Annotated in this window: 22 protein-coding genes; 8 read left to right on the top strand and 14 right to left on the bottom strand. The window is 64.4% G+C overall.

Features of this window, described 5'->3' with window-relative positions:
* The first annotated feature begins 217 nt into the window (after positions 1–217).
* Entirely contained in the window at positions 218–592 is a 375-nt protein-coding gene (locus L338_RS10650) for a helix-turn-helix domain-containing protein (protein WP_022698370.1), read from the top strand.
* Between the two features lie 39 nt (positions 593–631).
* A complete protein-coding gene (gene hisN / locus L338_RS10645; protein WP_022698369.1) occupies positions 632–1450 on the top strand; it encodes a histidinol-phosphatase in 819 nt (272 codons plus the stop codon).
* Here hisN and L338_RS10640 read toward each other — a convergent pair.
* From L338_RS10640 to L338_RS10630, 3 genes are read right to left on the bottom strand one after another with little or no spacing between them, the layout of a single operon-like run.
* Entirely contained in the window at positions 1447–2388 is a 942-nt protein-coding gene (locus L338_RS10640; protein WP_022698368.1) for an alpha/beta fold hydrolase, read from the bottom strand. The two genes, hisN and L338_RS10640, sit on opposite strands and share 4 nt — an antisense overlap.
* Positions 2389–2392: 4 nt before the next feature.
* Positions 2393–2710, bottom strand: coding sequence for an SCP2 sterol-binding domain-containing protein (locus L338_RS10635; RefSeq protein ID WP_022698367.1), 318 nt, complete (start codon positions 2708–2710; stop codon positions 2393–2395).
* Positions 2707–3699 carry a class I SAM-dependent methyltransferase gene (locus L338_RS10630; RefSeq protein ID WP_174299039.1) on the bottom strand — a complete coding sequence of 331 codons (993 nt, stop codon included), beginning with the start codon at positions 3697–3699 and terminating at the stop codon, positions 2707–2709. The genes L338_RS10635 and L338_RS10630 overlap by 4 nt, the downstream gene beginning before the upstream one ends.
* 199 nt (positions 3700–3898) lie before the next feature.
* Here L338_RS10630 and L338_RS10625 point away from each other — a divergent pair, with 199 nt between their 5' ends.
* Positions 3899–4369: an Hsp20 family protein gene (locus L338_RS10625; RefSeq protein WP_022698365.1), complete on the top strand. Its 471-nt coding sequence runs from the start codon at positions 3899–3901 to the stop codon at positions 4367–4369.
* Between the two features lie 53 nt (positions 4370–4422).
* On the opposite strand, the gene L338_RS10620 is transcribed toward L338_RS10625, so the two are convergent.
* Positions 4423–5730 carry a pentapeptide repeat-containing protein gene (locus L338_RS10620; protein WP_022698364.1) on the bottom strand — a complete coding sequence of 436 codons (1308 nt, stop codon included), beginning with the start codon at positions 5728–5730 and terminating at the stop codon, positions 4423–4425.
* Positions 5731–5853: 123 nt separating this feature from the next.
* Here L338_RS10620 and L338_RS10615 point away from each other — a divergent pair, with 123 nt between their 5' ends.
* Positions 5854–6894 carry a glycosyltransferase gene (locus L338_RS10615; protein WP_022698363.1) on the top strand — a complete coding sequence of 347 codons (1041 nt, stop codon included), beginning with the start codon at positions 5854–5856 and terminating at the stop codon, positions 6892–6894.
* Positions 6895–6909: 15 nt separating this feature from the next.
* Here the strand turns inward: L338_RS10615 and L338_RS17400 are convergent, their stop codons facing one another.
* The 5 genes from L338_RS17400 to L338_RS10595 all read right to left on the bottom strand — a co-directional run bounded on the left by L338_RS17400 (position 6910) and on the right by L338_RS10595 (position 10535).
* On the bottom strand, positions 6910–7608 hold the full coding sequence (locus L338_RS17400) for a hypothetical protein (RefSeq protein WP_152485874.1): 699 nt from the start codon (positions 7606–7608) through the stop codon (positions 6910–6912).
* A gap of 87 nt (positions 7609–7695) precedes the next feature.
* Positions 7696–8148: a bifunctional diaminohydroxyphosphoribosylaminopyrimidine deaminase/5-amino-6-(5-phosphoribosylamino)uracil reductase RibD gene (ribD, locus tag L338_RS10610; protein ID WP_051122765.1), complete on the bottom strand. Its 453-nt coding sequence runs from the start codon at positions 8146–8148 to the stop codon at positions 7696–7698.
* The gene (gene gpmA / locus L338_RS10605) at positions 8145–8867 is read right to left on the bottom strand and encodes a 2,3-diphosphoglycerate-dependent phosphoglycerate mutase (RefSeq protein WP_022698362.1); all 723 of its coding nucleotides are present in this window, start codon (positions 8865–8867) and stop codon (positions 8145–8147) included. The genes ribD and gpmA overlap by 4 nt, the downstream gene beginning before the upstream one ends.
* A 13-nt stretch (positions 8868–8880) precedes the next feature.
* Positions 8881–9543 (bottom strand): fructose-6-phosphate aldolase, encoded by a 663-nt coding sequence (gene fsa / locus L338_RS10600; protein WP_022698361.1) that lies wholly within the window; start codon positions 9541–9543, stop codon positions 8881–8883.
* Positions 9540–10535, bottom strand: a complete 996-nt coding sequence (locus L338_RS10595) for a glycosyltransferase family 2 protein (protein ID WP_022698360.1) — start codon at positions 10533–10535, stop codon at positions 9540–9542. The genes fsa and L338_RS10595 overlap by 4 nt, the downstream gene beginning before the upstream one ends.
* 51 nt (positions 10536–10586) lie before the next feature.
* On the opposite strand from L338_RS10595, the gene L338_RS10590 reads away from it, so the two are divergent.
* The 4 genes from L338_RS10590 to L338_RS10575 all read left to right on the top strand — a co-directional run bounded on the left by L338_RS10590 (position 10587) and on the right by L338_RS10575 (position 15073).
* Positions 10587–11174 (top strand): hypothetical protein, encoded by a 588-nt coding sequence (locus L338_RS10590; protein WP_022698359.1) that lies wholly within the window; start codon positions 10587–10589, stop codon positions 11172–11174.
* Positions 11171–12139, top strand: coding sequence for a KpsF/GutQ family sugar-phosphate isomerase (locus L338_RS10585; RefSeq protein WP_022698358.1), 969 nt, complete (start codon positions 11171–11173; stop codon positions 12137–12139). Before L338_RS10590 ends, L338_RS10585 begins: the two co-directional genes overlap by 4 nt.
* Before the next feature lie 78 nt (positions 12140–12217).
* The gene (locus L338_RS10580) at positions 12218–13717 is read left to right on the top strand and encodes a phosphomannomutase/phosphoglucomutase (protein WP_022698357.1); all 1500 of its coding nucleotides are present in this window, start codon (positions 12218–12220) and stop codon (positions 13715–13717) included.
* Positions 13718–13750: 33 nt separating this feature from the next.
* Positions 13751–15073 (top strand): UDP-glucose dehydrogenase family protein, encoded by a 1323-nt coding sequence (locus L338_RS10575; RefSeq protein ID WP_022698356.1) that lies wholly within the window; start codon positions 13751–13753, stop codon positions 15071–15073.
* A 58-nt stretch (positions 15074–15131) separates the two neighbouring features.
* Here the strand turns inward: L338_RS10575 and L338_RS10570 are convergent, their stop codons facing one another.
* The 5 genes from L338_RS10570 to L338_RS16585 form a co-directional block, all read right to left on the bottom strand.
* Positions 15132–17603, bottom strand: a complete 2472-nt coding sequence (locus tag L338_RS10570) for a DUF305 domain-containing protein (protein WP_022698355.1) — start codon at positions 17601–17603, stop codon at positions 15132–15134.
* 80 nt (positions 17604–17683) lie between these two features.
* Complete coding sequence (locus L338_RS10565; protein WP_022698354.1) at positions 17684–18916, bottom strand: glycosyltransferase family 2 protein; 1233 nt, start codon at positions 18914–18916, stop codon at positions 17684–17686.
* Positions 18916–19725, bottom strand: a complete 810-nt coding sequence (locus tag L338_RS10560; RefSeq protein WP_022698353.1) for a sulfotransferase domain-containing protein — start codon at positions 19723–19725, stop codon at positions 18916–18918. Before L338_RS10560 ends, L338_RS10565 begins: the two co-directional genes overlap by 1 nt.
* 39 nt (positions 19726–19764) lie before the next feature.
* A complete protein-coding gene (locus tag L338_RS10555; protein WP_022698352.1) occupies positions 19765–20601 on the bottom strand; it encodes a sulfotransferase domain-containing protein in 837 nt (278 codons plus the stop codon).
* Positions 20598–22118, bottom strand: a complete 1521-nt coding sequence (locus L338_RS16585; RefSeq protein ID WP_022698351.1) for an ABC transporter ATP-binding protein — start codon at positions 22116–22118, stop codon at positions 20598–20600. Before L338_RS16585 ends, L338_RS10555 begins: the two co-directional genes overlap by 4 nt.
* Positions 22119–22125 lie beyond the last annotated feature (7 nt).

The following is a 22125-nucleotide window of genomic DNA, read 5'->3' as shown; positions in this document are numbered from 1 at the left end:
GGCGCGAGCAGCTCTCGCTGCAACGCACAAACATTACGCTGCGGCGCACAATGATGCAACCGCACTGCACAAAAATAATCGGTCATTTTCGCCGCACCCCTGTTTCGTCCCATTCTGAAACGTCTCGCGCGTTGAGCGAACCGGCACGGGTTTTGCTCAACCCTTGGCAGAGGCCGCCAGGACTGGCCTTGCCGTAAAGCATCGCGCGAGGGGGATCATGACCAACGCCATCGACCATCACGTAGGAACCCGGCTTCGCCGCCGCCGCCGTCTTCTGGGCCTGACCCAGCAGCAACTGGCCGAGAGCGTGGGCGTGCGGTTCCAGCAAATCCAGAAATATGAGTGCGGCGCCAATCGCGTCAGCGCCAGCCGTCTGTATGAATTGTCCACCTCGCTCAACGTGCCGGTGAACTATTTCTATGACGGGCTGGAGGCCGGGCCGTCCAATGACGCGGAGCCGGAAGCGGACATGATGTCCCGTCCGGAAACGCGGGAATTGCTGACCGCCTATTACCAGCTGGAAGAAACGCCGCGCCGGCGCCTGCTGGATCTGGCGAAATCGATGCGGGCGGATTCGGCCGACGCGGCCTGATAGCTTTCAGGCGGGCAGGCGTGCTATTCGCTCTGAACCGTGACTGAAACAATCCCGCCTTCCGCCGATCTGCCCGGGCTGGCCCGCTTCGCCGAGACGCTGGCGGATGCGGCCGGCGCGGCTGCCCTGCCCTTTTTCCGGTCCGAGTTTGTCATAGAGAACAAGGCCGGGGACGGCGATTTCGACCCCGTAACGGAGGCCGACCGCGCCGCGGAAACCGCGATCCGCGAAAAGATCGAGGCCGCCTATCCCGATCACGGGATCGAAGGCGAGGAATTTCCAGGCAAACGCGCCGAAAGCGATTTCACCTGGACGCTGGATCCCATCGACGGCACCCGCGCCTTCATGTGCGGCCTGCCCAGCTGGACCACGCTGATAGCCCTGTCCTGGCAGGGAAAGCCCGTGCTGGGAATTATCGACCAGCCCTATTTGCGCGAGCGCTTTATCGGGTTTGAGGAAAAATCGGTTCTGAAACAGGGCGGCTCCGAAACCGTGCTGCGCACAAAACCCTGCGAACATCTGCGCCAAGCGGCGCTTTCCACCACCGATCCGAAACTTTTTACCGGCGGCGAACCGGGCGCGTTCGAGCAGATTCGATGCACGGCGCGCGTCACCCGTTACGGGCTGGACGCCTATGCCTACGCCATGCTGGCGCAGGGCGGGCTGGACCTGGTGATCGAGGCCGGGCTTTCCGCCCATGACGTGCGCGCCCTGATCCCGGTGGTCGAGGGCGCGGGGGGCATTATTACCGACTGGCGGGGCGGGGACCCTTCCGATGGCGGCCAGATTATCGCCGCCGGGGATGCGCGCCTGCATGATCAGGCGATGGTGTCGCTGCGCCGCGCCGCCAGCTTCTAGAGTTTCGCGCGGGTCAGAAGCGCGTCAAAGGCTGCCCAGAATCGCTGCCGGATTTCATCCTTTTCCATCAGGATTTCATGCCGCGCATGAGGCATGTCGACCAGTTGGGCGCTGAGAGAGTGCGCCGCAAAGCGCTCCTGCGCGCGCGTGGAGACAAGGGAATCATCCGCGGCGCTGGCGATCAGCATGGGAACCTGGATGGATTCGGCAAAGCCCGGACGCCGTGTTTCGTCAATTGCGCGCGCCGCGGCGGCGACCCAGCCGAAGGTCGGCGCCCCCAGCATCAGGGCGCGATCGGCCTCATAATAGCGCACCATCCGGTCGAAACGCGCCTGATCATGGGTCAGCATGTTGCCGTGATAGGTGGGCGCTTTCACATCCGTGTCCCGTCCGGGCACGTATCGCGCCGCCAGCCCCAGAAGGACGGCCGCGGTGGCGGCGATGGATGCGCCCGGCGCCAGCCCGTTTATGCCCAGCATGGGCGCTGAAAGCGCGCAGGCGCGCACCGGAATGCGTCCGCGCGCCAGCATTTTCACCGCGACCATGCCGCCCATGGAGTGGCCCAGCAGCACGTGCGGCCCCGGAAGCCGGTCCCAGACGGCGCTGATCATGGCCTCGAAATCGGCCGCATAGGTGTCGAAACTGTCGATATGGCCCTTGAAACGGTCCTTCAGGGGACGGTCGGAAAGACCCTGTCCGTAATGATCGGTGATGAAAACCGCGAAGCCGCGGGACTGGATCTCCCGCGCCACCTCGAAATATTTCTCGATAAACTCGCAGCGGCCGGGAGAGATCAGCACGGTTCCGCGCGATTCCTCGCCGCCCGGGGCCAACATGAAGCGTATATTCCGGCCGTCGCGGCGCAGGCAGAAGGCCTCCGCCCCCTCGGGCGGCGTGTCCCGATTGATGCTGACAAGGCGCGACGGCTGAAGAGTCACTTACTTAAGTCCGCGATTCCCGGAAAATGGAGGCCAGCTTCATCGCCAGCCCCTTGTCGCCCTGAAGCTTGAGACGGCGCGTGAACAGGGCCCGCATCGGGTCCAGCTCCCCCTTCGCCAGCGCCCGCAAATCGTCCAGCGTCAGGCGCAGCGTGGCGTCGGCGGGGTGATCGTCGTTGCTGACTTCCGGCGGACTCTTGCGGGCGTCCAGATGCACCACGCCGTCATCGCCAAAGTCCAGCTTGGCGGTCTTGCCCAGCCCTTCGGCCTGCCCGGCGCGCTCACGCAGCCGGTCGGTCACGTCTTCAAGCGTCAGGCTCATTCGGAGTCCGGCTCCGCCCCGGCTTCACCGGCTTCGCTGTCTTCCGCCTCCGCCTCGGCACCATCCGCCGCGGCTTGCGGGGATTCCAGCGGTTTGCGGAACAACAGGGTCATGCGGTCGCTTTCGCCGATGGCGTCAAAGGCGGCGCGGTCGAAATTCTCCGCTTCCGGGGAGCCCGGCTCGGGCGAGCGGCGGCTCGGCGGCAGGGTCCAGACGCCGAAAGGGTGATCGGCGGTATCGGCCGGATTGGCGTTGATCTCGCTGGCCTCGACAAATTCAAAACCGGTCTCGTCCGCCAGGGAACGGACATATTCCACCGCGACATAGCCGCTGGAGGCGCGGATATCGGACTGCCCGGAGGGCAGGCGATGCTCCACCACGCCCAGAACGCCGCCAGGTTTCAAGGCGGCGTAGAAATCATTGAAAGCTTTCTGATCGAAACCGCGCCCCACCCAATTATGCACGTTGCGGAACGTCAGGACGGCGTCGAGCGAGGCCGGATTATCCACCAGTTGCCCGGACTCGCCGGTCAGCGAACCGTGATGAATGTCGCCAAAGACATCGTCTGGGAAGGCCGCTTCAAAGGCCTGCCGCTCGTCGGCGCCGTCATCGGTGCTCATGTCCGCCGGGTGGATCGCGTAATAGGTCCCGCCATTGGCGGCGATCCAGGGCGCGAGAATGCGGGCGTAATAGCCGCGGCCCGGCCAGACTTCAGCCACCGCGCCCGATGGGTCCACGCCAAAGAATTCCAGCGTTTCGGCCGGGTGGCGCCATTCATCGCGCGCGGAATCCTCTTCAGGGCGCCAGGGCGCGGCGGCGACGGCGGAAAGGTTTTCGTACGACCCCGTACCGTCGGCGTCGGCATCGGCGGCGGTTGCGGCCGCGTCCGCCTCGTCAGGCTCCTGATTGGCGGTGGCGGACTGGTCGCCGCAGGCGATCAGCGCAGTCGCGGCGGTGAGAGATACAAGGGTCAGAATAGCGTGTTTCATGGGCGTTTCTTGCAGCGTCATTAGGGGGGTCTGGCAAGCGCTTTATCCAGCGCGCCGAACTCTTGATTCCGGGTTGCCCTCTCTTACCTAGAAGATCGGCGAGCGGAGCGGAAGAGTTTCGCCCGCTTCGCCATTCAGGCGCCGCCATCATGGGGCGCATTTTAGGTGAAAACATGTCGCTTCGAAGGAGGACGTGAAGATGAGAACCATGGATCTGAATCCGCTTTACCGGACCATAGTCGGTTTCGACCGGCTGGCGGATCTTCTGGACGCCGCCGCCAATGTTGAGGCCGGCCAAGGCTATCCGCCTTACAATATCGAGCAGATCAACGAAAACACCTATCGCGTGGAGCTGGCGGTCGCCGGTTTCGGCAAGGACGATCTCGACCTGGAAGTGCGCGAGAATGTCCTGACCGTGACGGGCCGCAAGAACCAGGGCGAGGAAGACGATGGACGCAATTTCGTTCATCGCGGCATTGCAGAGCGCGCGTTCGAGCGCCGCTTCCACTTGGCCGACCACGTGTTCGTGAAAGACGCCGATCTTGTCGATGGCCTGCTGGTCATCCAGCTGCAGCGGGAAATCCCCGAGGCGCTGAAACCCCGCAAGATCGAGATCGGCTCAAACGGCAAGAGCCGTAAAGCGATCGAGGGCAAGTCGAAAGCCGCGTAAGGCTTTGCTTCGTCGAAACGATCAGGAAGGGCGGCGCGCGGCGCCGCCCTTTTTTATGCCGTGGCCTTGTTCAGGCCTTCCGCGCCTGAAAATTCCGGCGCTTCCAGATTGAAGCCGGTCAGGCGCGCGCCCTCCAGACGGGCGCTCCGGAAAATGCTGTGGTCGATCCGGGCGCAATCCATGACCGCGTAGGAGAGATCCGCCCCGGTCAGGTCCACCCGCCGCAGGTCGCTGCCGCGGAAATCGGCATAGCGCGCCGCCGCATCCTTCAGGGAGGCCGCCACGCTGCGGTGATCGTCCAGATAGATCGGGCCAAGGCGCGCATCGCGCAAATCGGCATTGGCCAGCTTGGCGCCGGTCAGGTCCGCGCCGCGCAGATCGGCCTTGCGCAGATTGCACATGCGCAGATCGGCGCCCCGGAACTTCGCGCCCTGAAGCTGTGCGCCCTCAAGGTCGAGACCATAGAGAATCGCGCCGACGGCGCTCATCGCGGTGAGGTTGCGTCCCTTGAGAGAGCGAACCGATCGCAAATCCACCCCGTCGAAGATACAGGGCTTCCCCTCTTTCCCGTTGCTGTCATACCAGCGGGAGTGATCGGCCAGCATGTCCGGGGCCGGGCGTTCCAGCTCATTGGGGGCGAGGCCGGCCAGCGCGTCGGTCAGCGCGCCGTCCATATTGGTTTCGCGCGTCTGGGCGCCGTCCAGCTTGGCGCCGGTCAGAACGGAATCATGCAGATCCGCGCCGCAGAGATTGGCGCTGGAAAGATCGGCTCCCTCCAGATTGGCGCCGGAAAGACAGGCCTGACGCATATCGGCGCGGGACAGATTGGCGTTGCGCAGGATGGCGTCGGTGAAATCGGCTTTCACGGCCGTGGAGCCGGACATCCGCACCTTGGTCATGTCCGCGCCGCGCAGATTGGCGTCGCTGGCGTCGGCGGAGGTGGCGGCGTGGGTGAGATAGGTCAGGCCGGCCAGCTTGTCGCTCTGGGCGATGGAGCCTTCGCGCAGATCGGCCTCATAGAGGTCCACCGCATCCAGTTCCGCCCCGCGCAGCAGGGCGCCGCGCAGATCGACCCGCCGCATGGAGGCGCCGGTCAGCCGCGCGCGGCGCAGATCGGCCATGAAGAAGGTGGCGTTATCCAGCTTGCAGCCGCGCATATCGGCGTAATTCAGCATCGCGGCGGTAAAATTGGCGTCGGTCAGGTCACGGTCCGGCAGGACGATATTGCTGAGGTCGCAGAACGAGAAATTCGCACGGGCTCCGCCCGGCGCGCCACGCCACAGGCGGTCATGGCGATCACATATCTCCTCGGCCTCGGCCTGGGTGATGTTGCGGTACTTGAATTCCTGCGCGGCGCTCATGACGCATCCAGCCCCTGTTCCAATCGTTAGAATTACGCCTCTGCCGTTAACGGAGCATTGACTCTGGACCGCTTGCATCGGAAGTCCGCCCACAAGAATGCACCGATTCGGGGAGGTCCGCTCATGCGGCTCATGCATGTGATGGCCGGCGCCAAGGAAGGCGGCGCAGAGAACATCATGCTGGAATCCGTTCTGGCGCTCGCCGAGATGGACGGCGTGGAACAGCGGGTCGTGACGCGGCCTGACAATCGCCACCGGATCGAGGAGTTCGAAAAGGCCGGCATCACGGTCGACACCGCCTCGTTCGACAATCTCTGGCGCCTGCCCACCGACCAGGTGCTGAAGCGGGCGATCAAGGACTTCCAGCCCGACCTGATCGAATACTGGATGGGCCGGGCGGGCACCTATGCGCCGCGCGCCTACAAGCGCCGCCAGATCGGCTGGTATGGCGGCTATTACAAGCTGCAGCGCTTCACCAATTGCGACTGGCATGTCGGCCTGACCAAGGATCTCTGCCGCCATATCCGCGAACAGGGCGTGCCGCAGGACCGGATCGGGCTGATCCACACCACGGCCGATTTCGAAAACACCGCGCCGGTGGACCGCGCCGCGCTGCAGACGCCGGAGGACGCGCCCGTCATGCTGGCGCTGGCGCGGCTGCACTGGAAAAAGGGGCTGGATGTCCTGCTGGAGGCGCTGGCCGATCTGCCCGGCCATTACGCCTGGATCGCCGGCGAAGGTCCGCTGGAAATGGACCTGAAAGAACAGGCTGAAAAACTGGGCGTCGCAGACCGGGCGAAATTCCTCGGCTGGCGCAATGACCGCGGCGCGCTGCTGGCGGCCTGCGACGTGGTGGCTTTCCCCTCACGCTATGAGCCTTTCGGGACGGTGACGGTGGACGCCTGGGCAGCGAAACGCCCGCTGGTCGCGGCCGACGCGGTCGGCCCAGCGGCCTATGTGAAAGACGGCGAGAACGGCCTGCTGGTCCCCAAGGACGACGTGGACGCCTTCCGCGAGGCCATCCGGCGCGTGGCGGAGGAAGACGGCCTGGCGGAGAAGCTGGTCGCGGGCGGCACGGAAACCTATGAGGCGACCTTCACCAAGGCGGCCTTCCAGCGGGACTCGATGGCATTTTACGAGAAGATTCTAAGCGAACTTAAATAAATATGAGATTATATTTTACGCTACCGGATCCCACGTTTCCATGGTTTTTTCAAACAAGACAGTCACTCCCTTTACTGGCTTGAAGCGAAATATTACTTTTCCGCTGACCCTGTATATCCAATTTAAATTATCATCTCTTTCACCATACATAGTCGATACTTGAAATTCGCCGTTATTAGACGAAGCATTACCATTTTTTGATCGCACTGCGATCGGATGTTTATTGCTTTGTCCCGGTAGCAATACATGAATTTGATCCGCCTCACTTTTTACAGAAAATTTTGGACTGTTTTCCATTTTTAGAGACATATTTTTTACCTTATAAAATATTCTTTTCTCCAAATTACTTTTTGTCGTAAATATTAATTTATCAACTGCGGAGCCATTTAAAATTACGCCGTTCTCCTCACTCAATGATACGTTGAATGAATATTTTAAATTATCATCGGAATCAGAATTCCTGACACCTCTAACATTACCTTTTTGTTTAATCGGCATTAACGCATAAAAAAGTCCCGCTAATCCAACAAAAGTAGCTGCAATGACCCACAGATTGGGCTCAGAGCTCAACATTTCCTTGGCACGTTGAGCTTCATTTGGAACGTTAATTAAACCAAGCAAATCAAGTCCAAAAGTTATTGTCCGCCATAGCCATATGGCGCCGCCAAATAACAATGAAGCGAAAAGGGAAATAATCCCGGTGGTGCCGACCACAAGACGTTTCTTAATCATCGTTTGAGTATAGACGATTCTGCCGAACTCTCATTGATTTTCAAAAAGACGGAGGCCTAATGCTAGCACCTAAGGCCCACCGCGTATGAACCTTGCGAAAAAGGTGGCGTTCTGGGCGCGGGCTTCGGCCTCCAGCACGCCTTCGGTCACCTTGATCCCGGCTTTTTTCAGAATCTCGATTCCCTGTCCGTTGGTGCGCGGATCGTCGTCGCGGCAGGCGACAATGACGCGGGCGGGCTGCGCCTTCACCAGCGCCTCCGCGCAGGGCGGGGTGACGCCGTGATGGGCGCAGGGTTCCAGGCTGACATAGATGTCCGCGCCCTTCGCGCGTTTGCCGGCCTTTTCCAGCGCCTGCGTTTCGGCGTGCGGACGGCCGCCGGGGGCCGTCGCCGCTTCGCCCACGACCTCCCCCTTCTTCACGATGACGCAACCGACCGCCGGATTGGGGGCCGTGCGGCCCCGCATGGGCTCGGCCAGTGCGAGGGCGCGCATCATGTAATGCGTGTCGTCGTCCGTGCTCACTTGAAATCGGGCAGAGGCTTGGCGCGGTCCGAATCCAGATAACGCGCATTCTGGAGGGACAGGTCCTGCCCCATCTCGATCAGCAGCGGATTGCCGGTAGGGATTTCATAGGACGCGATATCCTCGTCCGACACCCTGAACAAATGCTTCATCAGCGCGCGCAGGGAATTGCCATGCGCGGAGATGATGACGTTCTCGCCGCCCGCCAGCTTCGGCGCGATGTCGCTTTCCCAGTATGGCAGCACGCGCTCCAGCGTGGTCTTCAGGGATTCGGTGTCCGGCAACTCCTCGTCGGAGAGGCGGTTGTAGCGCCGGTCATGGCGGGGGTGGAACTCGCTGGACTTTTCCAGCGGCGGCGGCGGCGTGTCGTAGGAACGGCGCCAGACCAGGACCTTCTCCTCGCCATGTTTTTCGGCGGTCTCCGCCTTGTTCAGACCGCTCAGCCCGCCATAGGAACGCTCGTTCAGGCGCCAGTCCTTGGTCACCGGCAGCCAGACCGCGTCCAATTCCTCCAGCGCGAGCCACAACGTGCGGATGGCGCGCGTCTGCATGGAGGTGAAGGCGCAATCGAAATCCACGCCCTCGGCTTTCAGCAACTCGCCGCCGCGGCGCGCCTGCTGCACGCCCTGCTCGGTCAGGTCGACATCGACCCAGCCGGTGAAGCGGTTTTCCAGATTCCATTGCGACTGGCCGTGACGGATCAGGGCAAGCTTGGGCATGTCGGTAGCTGTCCTATTCTTTGAGAAGCGACTGGCCGGTGGCGGCCCAGTCTTTCAGAAACGCATCCAGCCCCTTGTCGGTCAGGGGGTGCTTCGCCAGCGCCTCCAGCGTGGCGGGCGGCAGGGTGGCCACATCCGCGCCGGCCAGCGCGCTGTCGCGCACATGGGCGCTGGTGCGGATGGAAGCGGCCAGGATCTCGGTCTTGAAATCCGGGTAGTTGTCATAGATGGCGCGGATCTCCCGGATCAGCTCCATGCCGTCCGCGCCCATATCGTCGATCCGCCCGATGAAAGGGGAAATATAGGCCGCGCCGGCCTTGGCGGCGAGCAGCGCCTGATTGGCGGAGAAGCACAGCGTCACGTTCACCGCCACGCCGTCATCGGCCAGCTTGCGCGTGGCGGTCAGCCCCGCCCAGGTCAGCGGCGCCTTGATGACGATATTACCGGCGATCTCCCGCAGGCGCGCGGCTTCGGCCAGCATCCCGTCCGTGTCGGTGGCGGTGACTTCCGCGCTGACCGGGCCGGAGACGAGGCCGCAGATTTCCTCCAGCACCTCGAACACGTCGCGCCCCGATTTGGCGATCAGGGACGGGTTCGTGGTGATGCCGTCGATCATGCCGGTTCCGGCATATTGGCGGATCTCGTCTGTGTCGGCGGTATCGAGAAAGAATTTCATGTCTGGCCTCTCCCCTGCTGGGCCTTTTCGTCATAGCCGTCCGGGCGCGCCGGTTCGACCCGCTCAATCAGCGCCAGCACGTCCGGGCGCGCGGGCGGCGCGGCGGAGCGGCCCGCCGCGGCCAGCACCACGGCCAGCAGCGCCAGCACCGCGGACTGGATCATCATCACGGTCAGCAGGCCCGCCGCAGCGGTGAACCAGCCCGGAGACGCCGCGCCCCACAGCTTGATCACCGCGGCGACCACCAGCAACGCGGCGCAGACCGCGCCCAGCCCGGCGGCGAACAGAGTGGCGCGCGCAAGAACCCGGTCCGCGAACACGATGATGGAGCGCATGCCATGCACGACCAGCGAGGTCAGCGACATGCGCGAGCGGCCCTCGATCCGCTGCGCCCGGTCGATGGTGATGCGCGCCACGTCGAGACGGGCGGAGAGGATGGCCGCGCCATAATGCGACCAGGCCTCGTCCATCCGCGCGATACGCAGGGCGGCCGCGGGGGCGAGCGCCGAAAAATTGCCATGACGCAGGCGCATGCCGGTTAGCACCCAGAAGAACGCGTAATAGAGGCGCAGGAACATGCGGAACCAGAACGGCACCGAGCGACGTCCGCGCTCGGCCACCACGGCGTCCGCGCCGGACGCCTCCATGGCTTCCAGAAGGCGCGGGATGTCGGCGGGATCATCCTCGCCATCCGAATCCATGACGATGACGGCCGCGCCCGGCTTTTCGCGCATGATCCAGTTGAGACCGGTGAGGATGGCGCGCTGGTGGCCCAGATTGCGCTCAAGGCGCAGAACAACGCCGTCCATCCCCGCGGCGGCGATATCGACGGCCTGCACGGGCGCCTTCATGGAGCCGTCATCGGCCACCACGATAAAGGCGTCCGGCGCGGCGGCGGCCAGCCGCTTGACCAGCACGGCAAACGCCGCGCGGTCGTCCAGCGCCGGCACAAGCACGGCGCGCGTGTTCGGATCGCTCTTGACACCGCTCATGCCCGCCCGTCTACACGCGCTTGAGTTCCAGCGCAAAGCGCGAGCCATTTGATGCCTGACCGTCTTTTCTACCCCCTGTTCATCCTGCTGATCGCGGGGATGATCACCGCGGCCCTCCTGCCCGGCCCGGACCGCAGCAACACGCTGGCCCTGAACCAGGATTCGGCGAACGGGCCGATGCTGGCGCGGGGGGCGGATCTGCGCGCCCTGCGGGCCGCCGAGGGCCTGTCCGTGGACCTGCACGAAAGCGAGGATGGCGACGAGGTGGAATACGCCCGCGCCCGCGCCACCCGGGCCGAGGGCGTGGGCGATGGCTCCGCCGGCGTGTTCATCACCATCGCCCCGCGGCAGGAGCGCGCGCTGAACGGGCGCACCGTGCGGGTCGCCGTGCTGGCGCGGGCGCGCGGCGCGGATGCAACCGATCGCTTCCTGGTCGGTTACTTCACCGGCGACTCCCCCGGCTCGAGCGGCTGGCGGGAGTTTACTCCGACGCGGGAGTTCGAGACCTATGTCTTCACCTTCGCCCTGCCGGAGAAAGACGGCCCGCCGGGCGTCGACTATCTGGGCGTGTGGCCGGATCCGTCAGGCGAAGGCAAGACGCTGGACATCGCCCAGCTGAGCGTGGAGCCGGTTGAATGAGCAAACAGACCCCATCCATCGAGGCCGGAAAGCGCGTCCTGCGTATCGAGGCGGACGCCCTGACCGCGCTTGAGCAGGCGCTGGACGGCGCGTTCGACGCGGCGGTCGGCAGAATCGTCGAAGCGAAGGGCCGCGCTGTGCTGGCCGGCATCGGCAAGTCGGGCCATGTGGCGCGCAAGATCGCCGCGACCATGGCCTCCACCGGCACGCCCGCGCTCTATGTCCACCCGACCGAGGCCAGCCACGGCGATATGGGCATGATCACGCCCGACGACGTGGTGATCGCCCTGTCCCGCTCCGGCGAGACGCAGGAGCTGAGCGACCTGATCGGCTATTGCCGCCGCTTCGCCATCCCGCTGATCGCCATAACCGCCATGGCGGAAAGCACGCTGGGCCGCGCCGCCGATATCGCGCTAGTCCTGCCGGACGCGCCGGAAGCCTGCGCCGAGACCAAGGCGCCCACAACCTCCACCACGCTGCAAATCGCGCTGGGCGACGCGCTGGCCGTGGCGCTGCTGGAACAGCGCGGCTTCACCGCCGAGCATTTCCGCCAGTTCCACCCCGGCGGCGCGCTGGGCGCGCGGCTGATGCGGGTCGGCGACCTGATGCACGCAGGCGAGGAGATGCCGCTGACAGCGGCGGACACGCCCATGTCCGAGGCGCTGATCGCGATGAGCGAGAAGGGTTTTGGCGCGGTCGGCGTGACCGGTGCGAACGGAAAGCTGGCCGGGATTATCACCGATGGCGATTTGCGCCGGCACATGGGCGGCGGCCTTCTGGACCAGCCGGCCAGCGCCGTGATGACCGCCAACCCGATCACGACGGAGCCGGGCGTGCTGGCCGCCGACGCGCTGCGCCGCATGACGGCGCAATCGCCGCGCATTACGGTACTGTTCGCGCTGGAAGACGGAAAGCCCGCCGGCATCCTGCACATTCACGATTTGCTGCGGGCGGGAATCGCCTGACCGCTTGCTTGCCGCGCCATGGCGGCGTGGCTATGCACAGTTCAAGCTTCAAGAGCCACTGCACACGGAACGTCACGCATGCTTCCCGACCCCAAAGACCAGATCGCGCCCAATAGCTGGGACTATGAAACGCTGCCCCTGATCAAGGCGACGGGCTTCCGCGAGTATGACGCGCGCTGGAAATTCGGCGAGGAGCTGAATCTTTATGGCGTTCAGGCGCTGGGGCTGGGCCTTGGCACGCTGATCCACGAAACCGGGGTGAAGCCCAAGATCATCACCGCGCACGATTACCGGTCCTATTCGCTGTCCATCAAGCAGGCGCTGACGGTGGGCCTGATGAATGCGGGGATCGAGGTTCACGATATCGGCCTGGCGCTGTCCCCCATGGCCTATTTCGCGCAATATGATCTGGACATTCCGTGCGTGGCGATGGTCACGGCCAGCCATAACGCCAATGGCTGGACCGGCGTGAAGATGGGCGTCGAGAAGACGCTGACATTCGGACCGGACGAGATGAAGCGCCTGAAGGAAATCGTTCTGGAGAACCGCTCCCAGGCGCGCCATGGCGGGCACTATACGCGGGAGCTGGGCGTCGCCGAGCGTTACATCGCGGACGCGGCCGGCGGCGACAAGCTGTCCCGCCCGATCCGCGCCGTTGTGGCGGCGGGCAACGGCACGGCCGGCGCGTTCGCGCCCAAGGCGCTGAAGGCGCTGGGCGCGGAGGTGATCGAGATGGATTGCGATCTCGACCACTCCTTCCCGAAATACAATCCGAACCCGGAAGACATGAAGATGCTGCACGCCATGGCCGAGCGCGTGCGCGAGGAGAAGGCCGATATCGGCCTGGCCTTCGACGGCGACGGCGACCGTTGCGGCGTGGTGGACAATACGGGCGAGGAAATCTTCGCCGACAAGATGGGCGTGATCCTGGCCCGCGATCTCAGCCACGAATTCCCGGAGGCGCAATTCGTCGCCGACGTGAAATCCACGGGCCTGTTCAACACCGATCCGGTGATGCAGGAAAACAAGGCCGAGACCGATTACTGGAAAACCGGCCATTCCTATATCAAGCGCCGCGTGCGTGAGCTGGGCGCGCTGGCCGGGTTCGAGAAGTCGGGCCATTATTTCTTCAACGCCCCGATCGGGCGCGGCTATGACGACGGCCTGATTTCAGCGGCCGCCATCCTGCGCATGCTGGACCGCAATCCCGGCAAGTCACTGGCCGATCTGCGCGAGGCGCTGCCCAGGGTCTGGGGCTCGCCCACCATGTCGCCGCATTGCGACGACGAGAAGAAATACGATGTCGTCGACCGGATCATCGAGGAATACCGTGAACTGGCCGAAAATGACGGCGAGATCCTGGGCCGCAAGATCACCGACGTGGTCACCGTGAACGGCGTCCGTGTGACGCTGTCCGACGGCACATGGGGCCTCGTGCGCGCCTCCTCCAACACGCCCAACCTTGTCGTGGTGGTGGAGAGCCCGAGTTCAAAGGACGACATGGTCGCCATGTTCCGCGATATCGAGGCGCGCCTGGCGCGCCATCCCGAAATCGGCGAATTCGACCAGAAGATCTAACGCCGCAAACCCCGCTTTCTCAGGAGGAAACCCATGCGCGTAGCGATGATCGGCACCGGCTATGTGGGCCTGGTGTCGGGTGCCTGTTTCGCCGATTTCGGCCATGTCGTGACCTGTGTCGACAAGGACGAATCCAAGATCGCCCGTCTGGACAAGGGCGAGATCCCGATCTTCGAGCCGGGCCTGGAAAAACTGGTCGCGACCAATGTCGAGGCGGGGCGGCTGAAATTCGCCACCACGCTGGATCAGGCGGTGAAGGAAGCGGACGCGGTGTTCATCGCGGTCGGCACGCCCTCGCGCCGCGGCGACGGGTTCGCGGACCTGTCCTATGTCTATGCCGCGGCGAAGGAAATCGCCGAGAAGATGGACGGCTATACGGTGGTCGTCACCAAATCCACCGTGCCGGTCGGCACCGGCGACGAGGTGGAAAAGATCATCCGCGAGACGCGTCCGGACGCCGAGTTCGACGTGGTTTCCAACCCGGAATTCCTGCGCGAAGGCGCGGCGATCAGCGACTTCAAGCGCCCCGACCGGGTTGTGGTCGGCACGGACGCCGCACGCGCCCGCGACGTGATGAACGAGCTGTATCGCCCGCTCTATCTGAACCAGACGCCCATCGTGTTCACCAATCGCCGCACGTCAGAGCTGATCAAGTATGCGGCGAACGCGTTTCTGGCGACCAAGATCACCTTTATCAACGAAATCGCCGAGCTGTGCGAGCATGTCGGCGCGAACGTGCAGGAAGTGGCGCGGGGCGTAGGGCTGGACGGGCGTATCGGGTCAAAATTCCTGCACGCCGGACCGGGCTATGGCGGCTCCTGCTTCCCCAAGGACACGCTGGCGCTGGTGCGCACGGCGCAGGAGGCCGGATCGCCCATCGACATCGTGGAAACGGTCGTGAAGGTGAACGATTCCCGCAAGGAGCTGATGGCCAGCAAGGTCGTGGCGGCGTGCGGCGGGTCGGTCAAAGGCAAGACGATCGGCGTGCTGGGCCTGACCTTCAAGCCCAATACCGACGACATGCGCGAAGCGCCGAGCCTCGCCATCCTGCCGGCCCTCGCCGATCAGGGCGCATCCATCCGCGCTTTCGACCCGGAAGGCATGGAGGAAGCGGCGAAGCTTCTGGAAATCGGCGACATGACCTGGTGCAAGAACGCCTATGACGCCGCGGACGGCGTCGACGCGCTGGTCATCATCACCGAGTGGGACCAGTTCCGCGCCCTCGACCTCAAGCGCCTGAAAGACGGCATGAAGGGCGATACGCTGGTCGATCTGCGCAACATCTACGAGCCGGAAGACATGGAGCGCCGCGGCTTCGACTATGTCAGCGTCGGCCGCCCGAAAAAGCTGCTCTAGGGCTCACACATAAAAAAGGGGCGGCCGGACCCGCCCCTTTTTCTTTGCCGAATACGGCCTAGCCGCGAAGCCGCGCTGCGATCCCGGCCAGCGTCTCGTCCAGCGCCACGGCCTTGGCGTCAGCGCCGCCGGAGCCGGAGAAGGCTTCCAGCCGCGCCGCCAGGTCCGCATCCTGTTCGGAGGCGTCGATGCGGGCTTCGGCCTGCGTCAGCGCCGCGTCCATGTCCTCGACCGCCGCCTCGTCCAGCGCGCCGGCGCGGGCCAACTGGTCCACATAGGCGCGGGCGACCGCCGGATGGTCGGGCCAGCTCACCGGGAATTGCTGCTGCGGGTTGAACGCCCCGCCCTGCCGGGCCAGCGACGCCGCCGCGATCTCGTCCTCGGTCAGGTATTCGCTCGGCTCCAGCGCGAACACGTCGAGGCCGCGGGCGATTTCGGTGCCGTAGATGCGGCCGTCATACCAGTAGGCGGACCAGTAACCGGCCAGCACCAGCTGTTCGGCGTCGATCGGGCCACGATCGAAATAGGCGATTTCCACCGGGTTTTCCGAGTCGGTGAAATCGATCACCGAGACGCCGCCCTGATACCAGGCCTGCACGAAGATATCGCGCCCCGGCACCGGGACGATGGAGCCGTTGTGCGCGACGCAGTTTTCCTTGTCCGATTGCGGGGCCGGCAGCTTGTAATGACTGCGCGCCTGCAGTTCGCCGTCCACGATGTCGTAGATCGCGTTGGCGCCCCAGTCCGCGCGGTCGAAGGCGCGGCAGCGCGGGCGGGATCCACCGCCCCATTCGTCGGTGAACAGCACCTTGGTCCCGTCATTATTGAATGTCGCGGAATGCCAGTAGGCAAAGCCCTCGTCGGTCACGGCGTCGATGCGGGTGGGTTTCCGCGGATCGGTGATGTCGAAGATGATGCCATTGCCCGAACAGGCGCCCGCCGCGAGATTCAGAGCCGGAAAAACCGTGATGTCGTGGCAGTGATTGGTCTGGTTGGTGTCCTGCGTCCCCTCGCCATGGTCGCCGCCCTGCCACAGGCCGGCGATATTGCCGGTCTCAGAGTCCGCAAAGACGGTCGGGGAATCGATGATCCGCGCCTGGCCCGGGTTGTCGACCGGGATTTCGATCACGTCCACGCGGAACAGGGCCGTGCGGGAATCGCCCGGAATGCCGCCGACACAGCCCTCAAGCTCTTCCTCGTCGCGCACCCCGGCGGTGCCGGAATTATAGACCACGATGCGGTCGTCGTTCGCGGAGACCACCGAATGGGTGTGGGAGCCGCGGCAGGTCTGGACCTGCCCGACCTGACGCGGACGCCGCAGGTCGGCAATATCGAAGATGCGCAGCCCGCGGAAGCGCTCATCGCTGACATCCCCGGCGACGCCCTGCAGGCCGCAATCGACACGGCCGCGCGTCTGCTCGACCGACATGATCAGCAGGTCGCCGACGACAGAGACATCGCCCTGCCCGCCCGGACACACGACCGAGCTCAAATGCTGCGGCACGCCGTTCTCGCTCAGCTTGTAGATGTTGAAGCCGTGATAATTGCCGGCGATCAGCGTGTCGCCAAAGAAGGCCATGTCCGTATTGGCGAAGCTGAGGAGCGGCGAGCGTTCGCCAAACACGGTGTCGTCCTCGCCATCGCCCTCGCGCGGCCCCTCCTGCGCGGCTCCTTCCGCGTCCTCACCGGCGTTTGCGTCTTCTTCCGCCTGATCCTCGTCCTCATCGGGAACGACAGGCTGAAGCGCGGCCGGGTTTTCGGGGTCGAAAAAGCCGGTCGGCTTGGGTAGCGCGGCGACCAGCGTCATGTTGGAAATCGCCTCTTCCGCGTCGCGGAAACCTGCGCCCAGAACCGCGCGCGGATCGGCGGACAGCTCCGACAGGAGCAGGTTCATGCGCTCGATCTCGGCCTCCTGGCTGTTGACCACGTCGCTGGTGAATTCGAACAGCGCCGGGTCATAGGCCGAGCCGGGCTGATCCAGCAATTCATCGGTCATGACCAGCGCGCCGTCGTGATGGTCGATCATCAGTTCCAGGAACAGGCGGTCGAACTCCGTTCCCTGCAGGGAGGCGAGGCGCTCCATCTCCTCCGGACTCGCCATGCCGGCCATCGTGCCGTGCCCCATATCGGCGTGGTCCATGCCGGCGTGCGACGCCGGGTCGGGCGCGTCCTCGCCGCGGCTCCGCAGCCAGTCCTGCATGAAGGCGATCTCGTCCTCCTGAGAGGCGTCGATACGGGCCGCGGCGGTGACGATAGCGGGATTATTGGTGCGCGCCTCCACCAGCGCGGCCATTTCAACGGCCTGATAGTGGTGATGAATCATGTCCTGCATGTAGCGCCGGTCCGCCGGGGAATAGCGCGTATCGGCAATCCGCGTGGCCTCTTCCGCGGTCAGGTCGCGCGCGTCCTGACCCGGCGCGCCGGGCTGGACGATGGGCGCGTCCTGCGCGGCCGCCGCGCCGCCCGCGCAGAGCAGGCCCCCGGCCACGGAAAGAAGCAGAATGGACTTGGTAATTCGATTTTCGGACATGCTTTGGGATCACTCCGGCAGGAAAGGAAGAGCCAGAGTTAGCACAACAGACCATGGCAAAGTCTATAGCCGGCCGGGCGTCAGCGGGCCTTTCGGCGGCCTGCGCGGCTGCGCGCGCGGGCGCGCATGCTCAGAACGGCGTGGTGCAGCTTGTACTGGCGGACCACTTTGGCGATTTCCGCGTGGTCGGGCGCGTAGCCCAGCGCGCGTTCGCGCAGGATGTCCATTTCTCCATGGCCGACCGAGGTGATCGCCGCCTGGGACTTTTGCGCCTGATGGGCGCGGAACGCCCCCAGAAAACGCGGCAGGCGGTGGAATTTCGCCCCGGCCGCCTGAAAGCGCAGGATCAGGTCCCAGTCGATGGCGAAGTTGAACGCTTCGTCCAGTTCGCCGCCGACTTTCTCCCAGAGGCTGCGGCGCCAGAACATCGTCTCCTGCGGGATATAGTCGGCGTATTTGATCGCCTTGTCGGAATGCGGCGGCACGATCCAGCGGCCAATCTCGCGGTCCCATTCGTCGATGATGATGCGGTGGCCATAGACGACATCCACCTCCGGATGCGCCGCGAAATAGCGCGCCACATAGGCGAGACTGCCGGGCAGCATCAGATCGTCGGAGTTCAGCCAGGCCAGAATATCGCCGGTGGCGTGCGAAAAACCGCGATTGATCGCCTGGGTGAAGCCGCTGTCGCGCTCGCTGGCCCAGTGATGCAGGCGGTCCTCGTAGCTCTTGATGATCCTCGCCGTGCCGTCCTTCGAGGCGCCGTCCTGACAGATATATTCCAGGTTCGGATATTCCTGATCGAGCACCGAATGGATCGTCGCGGCGATGAAGTTCGCCGAGTTGTAGGACGGGGTCACGATGGAGATTTTCGGCGGGTCTTCCGGCGGCCGCGTCTTCGCATAGGCGGCCGGAAGCTGCATGGGCCGCGGCTCATAATGATTATAGTCGTTCAGCCCGACCTTGAAGACGCGAAGCAGCGCCTGATTGGCGCGATGGCGCAATTGCCGTTTCAGCGACCCGCCCGTGCGGCGCGCGATCGCCCAGCCGAGGCGTTTGACGGGGTTTGCGCGCAGAATTTCCAGAGTGTTTGTGAGCGCCCGGATATGGTCTTCGCGGTCGGAGGCCAGCCGCCAAGCTTCAACCAGATTCTTCTCCGCATCCTTGCGGCGGAGGATTTCCTTGCGCAGCAGGTCTTCAAGCTGCGCCCGGTCCAGCGTCTTCACGTCCTTGCGGCGCACCTCCTGCCGCATGCCGCGCACCGCGCCTATGGAGCGGCCGGGACGTCTGGCGCGGCGGCGCGGGGCGGACATCAGCGGGTATAGCCGAGAACGGCCAGATCCTCAGCGAGGGCGGCGTTGATCGCCGTGACCGTCTGCTTGTTCAAATGCTCGCGATAATTGCCCGGCTTCACCTGCCGCACATGCGCGTCCGGTTTTTCGGCGTCCGGAAACAGGTCGTAGCGGGCGATGATCTCGTCCACCGTTTCACCCGGCACGGCCCAGCCGAAATGCTCCAGAATCTCGTCCACCCAAGGGCGCTTCTGCTCGATCACGTCCTCATAGCGGAAAATCTTCAGCGTCGGCTTGTGCAGCAGGGCGCGGTAGCTGGCGAACATGCGCTGGGTGTTGCCCACGATCTGGCGGACATAGTCGTTGATGTCGGTGTTCCGGATACGCTCCCGCCGCTTCATGAACTGCTGATAGGCGGGAGACTCCTCGTCATCGGTGGGCGGGCGGTGAGAGAAGGCGTTGGAGAAATAATTGGAGACCAGCATGTCCTTCGGGTCGCGGACCAGAAGGATGGACGGCGCGGTTTCGATGACCGGCACGTCATAGGCCGGGTAGAAGCGGAATCCGCCATAGCAATAGCCCTTGTCGCGGAAAACCGGCGACATGTCATAGACCTTGCCCGCCTTGCGGTCCTTGCGGCCCCAGACCGCGTTTTCCGGCGAGAAATAGGCCAGCCCCGCGGCGGGCGCGAGATCGTGCAGGAGGTCGAACAGCAAGGTGCTGCCGGCCTTGGCCATGGAGAAAGCCAGAACGCTTTGCGCCTCGGATTCGGTTTCGGGAAGGTCGACCGGGGGCTTTTCGCCGGACTTGAGCTTGAAGGACAGGGTCATCTTGATCTTGTTATTCTTCCGCCATCTATCCGTGTGCCGTCATGACGGGATTTCCCGCCGCGCCGAAAGTAGCGGGTCATAAATGCCTGTGAACAGCGCGTCCAGCATGTCTATGGTCTTTGGACCCAGCTTGTCCCGGTGATCGCCCGGCAGGACGCGGCGCACATGACTGTCCGGCGCTTCACTGTCCGGAACAATGTCGAAGCGGTCCAGAATCGCCCGCGCCGTTTCCTCATCCGCGTCCAGCCCCAGCACATCGGCAAGGTCCGCAATCCATGCCGCCTTGTTCAGAACCACGTCTTCATAGTGATAGACCGCCAGCCCCCGGCGCGGCAGTTTTTCCAGATAACGCTCTATCTGGGTTTTCAGGTTCGGCGCGCGTTCTTTCACGATCCGGTTGATCGGCGCGGCCTTCACATATTCGCGGTTACGCTCGAACGCCTGTTTCAGCGCCCCTTCGCCCGGCGCGACATGGCTGCTGGCGACCGAGAAATAAAGCGATGTCAGGATATCGCGCGGATCGCGAAGCAGCAGGATTTTCGGTGCCTCCTCAAGGCCGGGCAGCTTATAGTCCGGCAGCAGACGGAAACCGCCATAGACAACGCCCGTCGCGGCGAAGGCGCTGTCATCCATGACAACGTCGCGATTGGGGTTGTGCCCGGCCCGGCGCAGGAGGTTCGGCACGGGGATGAACGCCGCGCCGTTCGCCTCGCACAGCATTTCCACCATGCCGTTCAGCAGGCTGCTGCCCGCCTTGTGCAGGGAGAAGAGATAGGCGCTCGGCCCCGCCCAGCGCGCGGACGGGTCGACCTGGATCGTATCGTCATATTCGCCGGCGGAGGCGGGAGACGCGCTTGCGGTGACGAGGATCGTCACCTGGCCGGCTCCGGCGTGTGGTAGCCCAGCTCCCGCGCGATGCGGTTCAGCGCCATGCGAATCTGTCCCTGTTCGTTCGCGCGCAGCGCCGACATGGGGGAGCGCAGGGCCGGCGGGGCAAAGGCCGCCGCGGCGGCCTTCATGGCCTGATCGTCCGCCGCCAGTCCCAGATGGCCGGCAATGGCCCGGATCGCGCCCTCCGGGTCGGCCCAGGCGGCCTCCGCCGAAAACAGGGCGATGCCGGGGCGGGAATACGCCCCGCCCGCCGCGAGCGTTTCATAAAGCCCGCGCGCCGCGGCGATGGCGGCGGGCAGGCGCGAGGGTTTCTGGTCGTCCAGTTCCGCTAGCGCGCGGTCCAGCCCGCCCTCGGCCAGTCCGCTTTCCATCAGCCAGAACTCGGCCGCCAGCTCGCGCGGATCGCGGATCAAGACAGCGACCTTACCCGTCGCCAGCACGCTGGATCCGAAAGCCGGCCAACCACGCATCCCGGTGAGAAGCGCGCCGGTTGCCGGCGCATCCTCCCGCAGGGAGGTCACGCGCGCGGCCGGTTTGACGCCCTGTTCGGCGAACATGGCGGGAATATCAATCAGGGTCATGTCCGCGCTGCGGGCCAGCTCCCCCAACGCGGAGAAAAACGCCGCGCCGCTTTCGCCGGCGGCCGAGATCGCCGCGCAGGACGGCGTATCGCCGGACGCTTGCGATTTAAGGCTGGCCGCGCGCCGCGAAGGCGTGAGGATCAGGGACGGCGGCTCGGCCGCGCCGGCGGTTTCCATCATGTCCTTGCGGGAGACTTTCGGGTCTTCCCGCAGCGATTCCAGATAGCGGGCGATGACCGGTTCGAAATCGCCGTAATCCTGCACCTGCCCGGCGTTCATGATCAGCGCCTTGTTGCAGATGCTCTCCAGCAGGCGCGGATTGTGAGAGGCGAAGACCACGATGCGGGAATGCTCCACCTTTTCCAGCATCGCCGCGCGCGCCTTTTCCTGAAAGGCCCGGTCGCCCGCCCCGAAATATTCGTCGATCAGCAGGATTTCCGGATCGGTCGCCATGGCCATCGCGAAGGCCAGACGCATGCTCATCCCGGCGGAATAGGTGTGAACCGGGCTGTCCAGCTTCCCGCCCAGCTCGCTGAGTTCGGCGATATAGGCGCGCGCTTCCTTCGCCTCCTTGCCCGTGACGCCGAGGCGGCGGAGATGGAGATTGATATTGGCGTGCCCCGGAAGCTCGCGGTCGACGCCGGCGGAGATGGAAAACAGCGTCTCCATCGTCCCCTCGATCGTCACCCGGCCGCGCAGCGGCGGATAGATGCCGGCCATGACCGAAAGCAGCGTGGTCTTGCCCGCGCCATTGGGGCCCAGAAGAGCCACGCGGTCGCCGTCCTCAAGGGTGAGATTTACGTTGTTCAGGGCGAACGTCATGGGCGCGCGCTTGCGCGTGGCGTCGGCCAGGGAGCGCACGAAGCTGCGCCGCAGGGGCGGATACTCCATGACGACGTTTTCAAGAACCAGACGGGCCATCAGACGA

This window comes from Euryhalocaulis caribicus (assembly GCF_000412185.1).
Taxonomy (GTDB): Bacteria; Pseudomonadota; Alphaproteobacteria; order Caulobacterales; family Maricaulaceae; genus Euryhalocaulis; species Euryhalocaulis caribicus.
This window is presented reverse-complemented; position numbering and strand designations above follow the sequence as displayed.

Coding starts and splice junctions, on each gene's coding strand:
- L338_RS10580 (WP_022698357.1), top strand. CDS start 12,218: ATGCTTCCCGACCCCAAAGACCAGATCGCGCCCAATAGCTGGGACTAT.
- L338_RS16585 (WP_022698351.1), bottom strand. CDS start 22,118: ATGGCCCGTCTGGTTCTTGAAAACGTCGTCATGGAGTATCCGCCCCTG.
- L338_RS10625 (WP_022698365.1), top strand. CDS start 3,899: ATGAGAACCATGGATCTGAATCCGCTTTACCGGACCATAGTCGGTTTC.
- gpmA (WP_022698362.1), bottom strand. CDS start 8,867: ATGCCCAAGCTTGCCCTGATCCGTCACGGCCAGTCGCAATGGAATCTG.
- L338_RS10590 (WP_022698359.1), top strand. CDS start 10,587: ATGCCTGACCGTCTTTTCTACCCCCTGTTCATCCTGCTGATCGCGGGG.
- L338_RS10635 (WP_022698367.1), bottom strand. CDS start 2,710: ATGAGCCTGACGCTTGAAGACGTGACCGACCGGCTGCGTGAGCGCGCC.
- L338_RS10565 (WP_022698354.1), bottom strand. CDS start 18,916: ATGTCCGCCCCGCGCCGCCGCGCCAGACGTCCCGGCCGCTCCATAGGC.
- fsa (WP_022698361.1), bottom strand. CDS start 9,543: ATGAAATTCTTTCTCGATACCGCCGACACAGACGAGATCCGCCAATAT.
- L338_RS10595 (WP_022698360.1), bottom strand. CDS start 10,535: ATGAGCGGTGTCAAGAGCGATCCGAACACGCGCGCCGTGCTTGTGCCG.
- L338_RS10650 (WP_022698370.1), top strand. CDS start 218: ATGACCAACGCCATCGACCATCACGTAGGAACCCGGCTTCGCCGCCGC.
- L338_RS10575 (WP_022698356.1), top strand. CDS start 13,751: ATGCGCGTAGCGATGATCGGCACCGGCTATGTGGGCCTGGTGTCGGGT.
- L338_RS10630 (WP_174299039.1), bottom strand. CDS start 3,699: ATGAAACACGCTATTCTGACCCTTGTATCTCTCACCGCCGCGACTGCG.
- L338_RS10570 (WP_022698355.1), bottom strand. CDS start 17,603: ATGTCCGAAAATCGAATTACCAAGTCCATTCTGCTTCTTTCCGTGGCC.
- L338_RS10620 (WP_022698364.1), bottom strand. CDS start 5,730: ATGAGCGCCGCGCAGGAATTCAAGTACCGCAACATCACCCAGGCCGAG.
- L338_RS10615 (WP_022698363.1), top strand. CDS start 5,854: ATGCGGCTCATGCATGTGATGGCCGGCGCCAAGGAAGGCGGCGCAGAG.
- L338_RS10585 (WP_022698358.1), top strand. CDS start 11,171: ATGAGCAAACAGACCCCATCCATCGAGGCCGGAAAGCGCGTCCTGCGT.
- L338_RS10560 (WP_022698353.1), bottom strand. CDS start 19,725: ATGACCCTGTCCTTCAAGCTCAAGTCCGGCGAAAAGCCCCCGGTCGAC.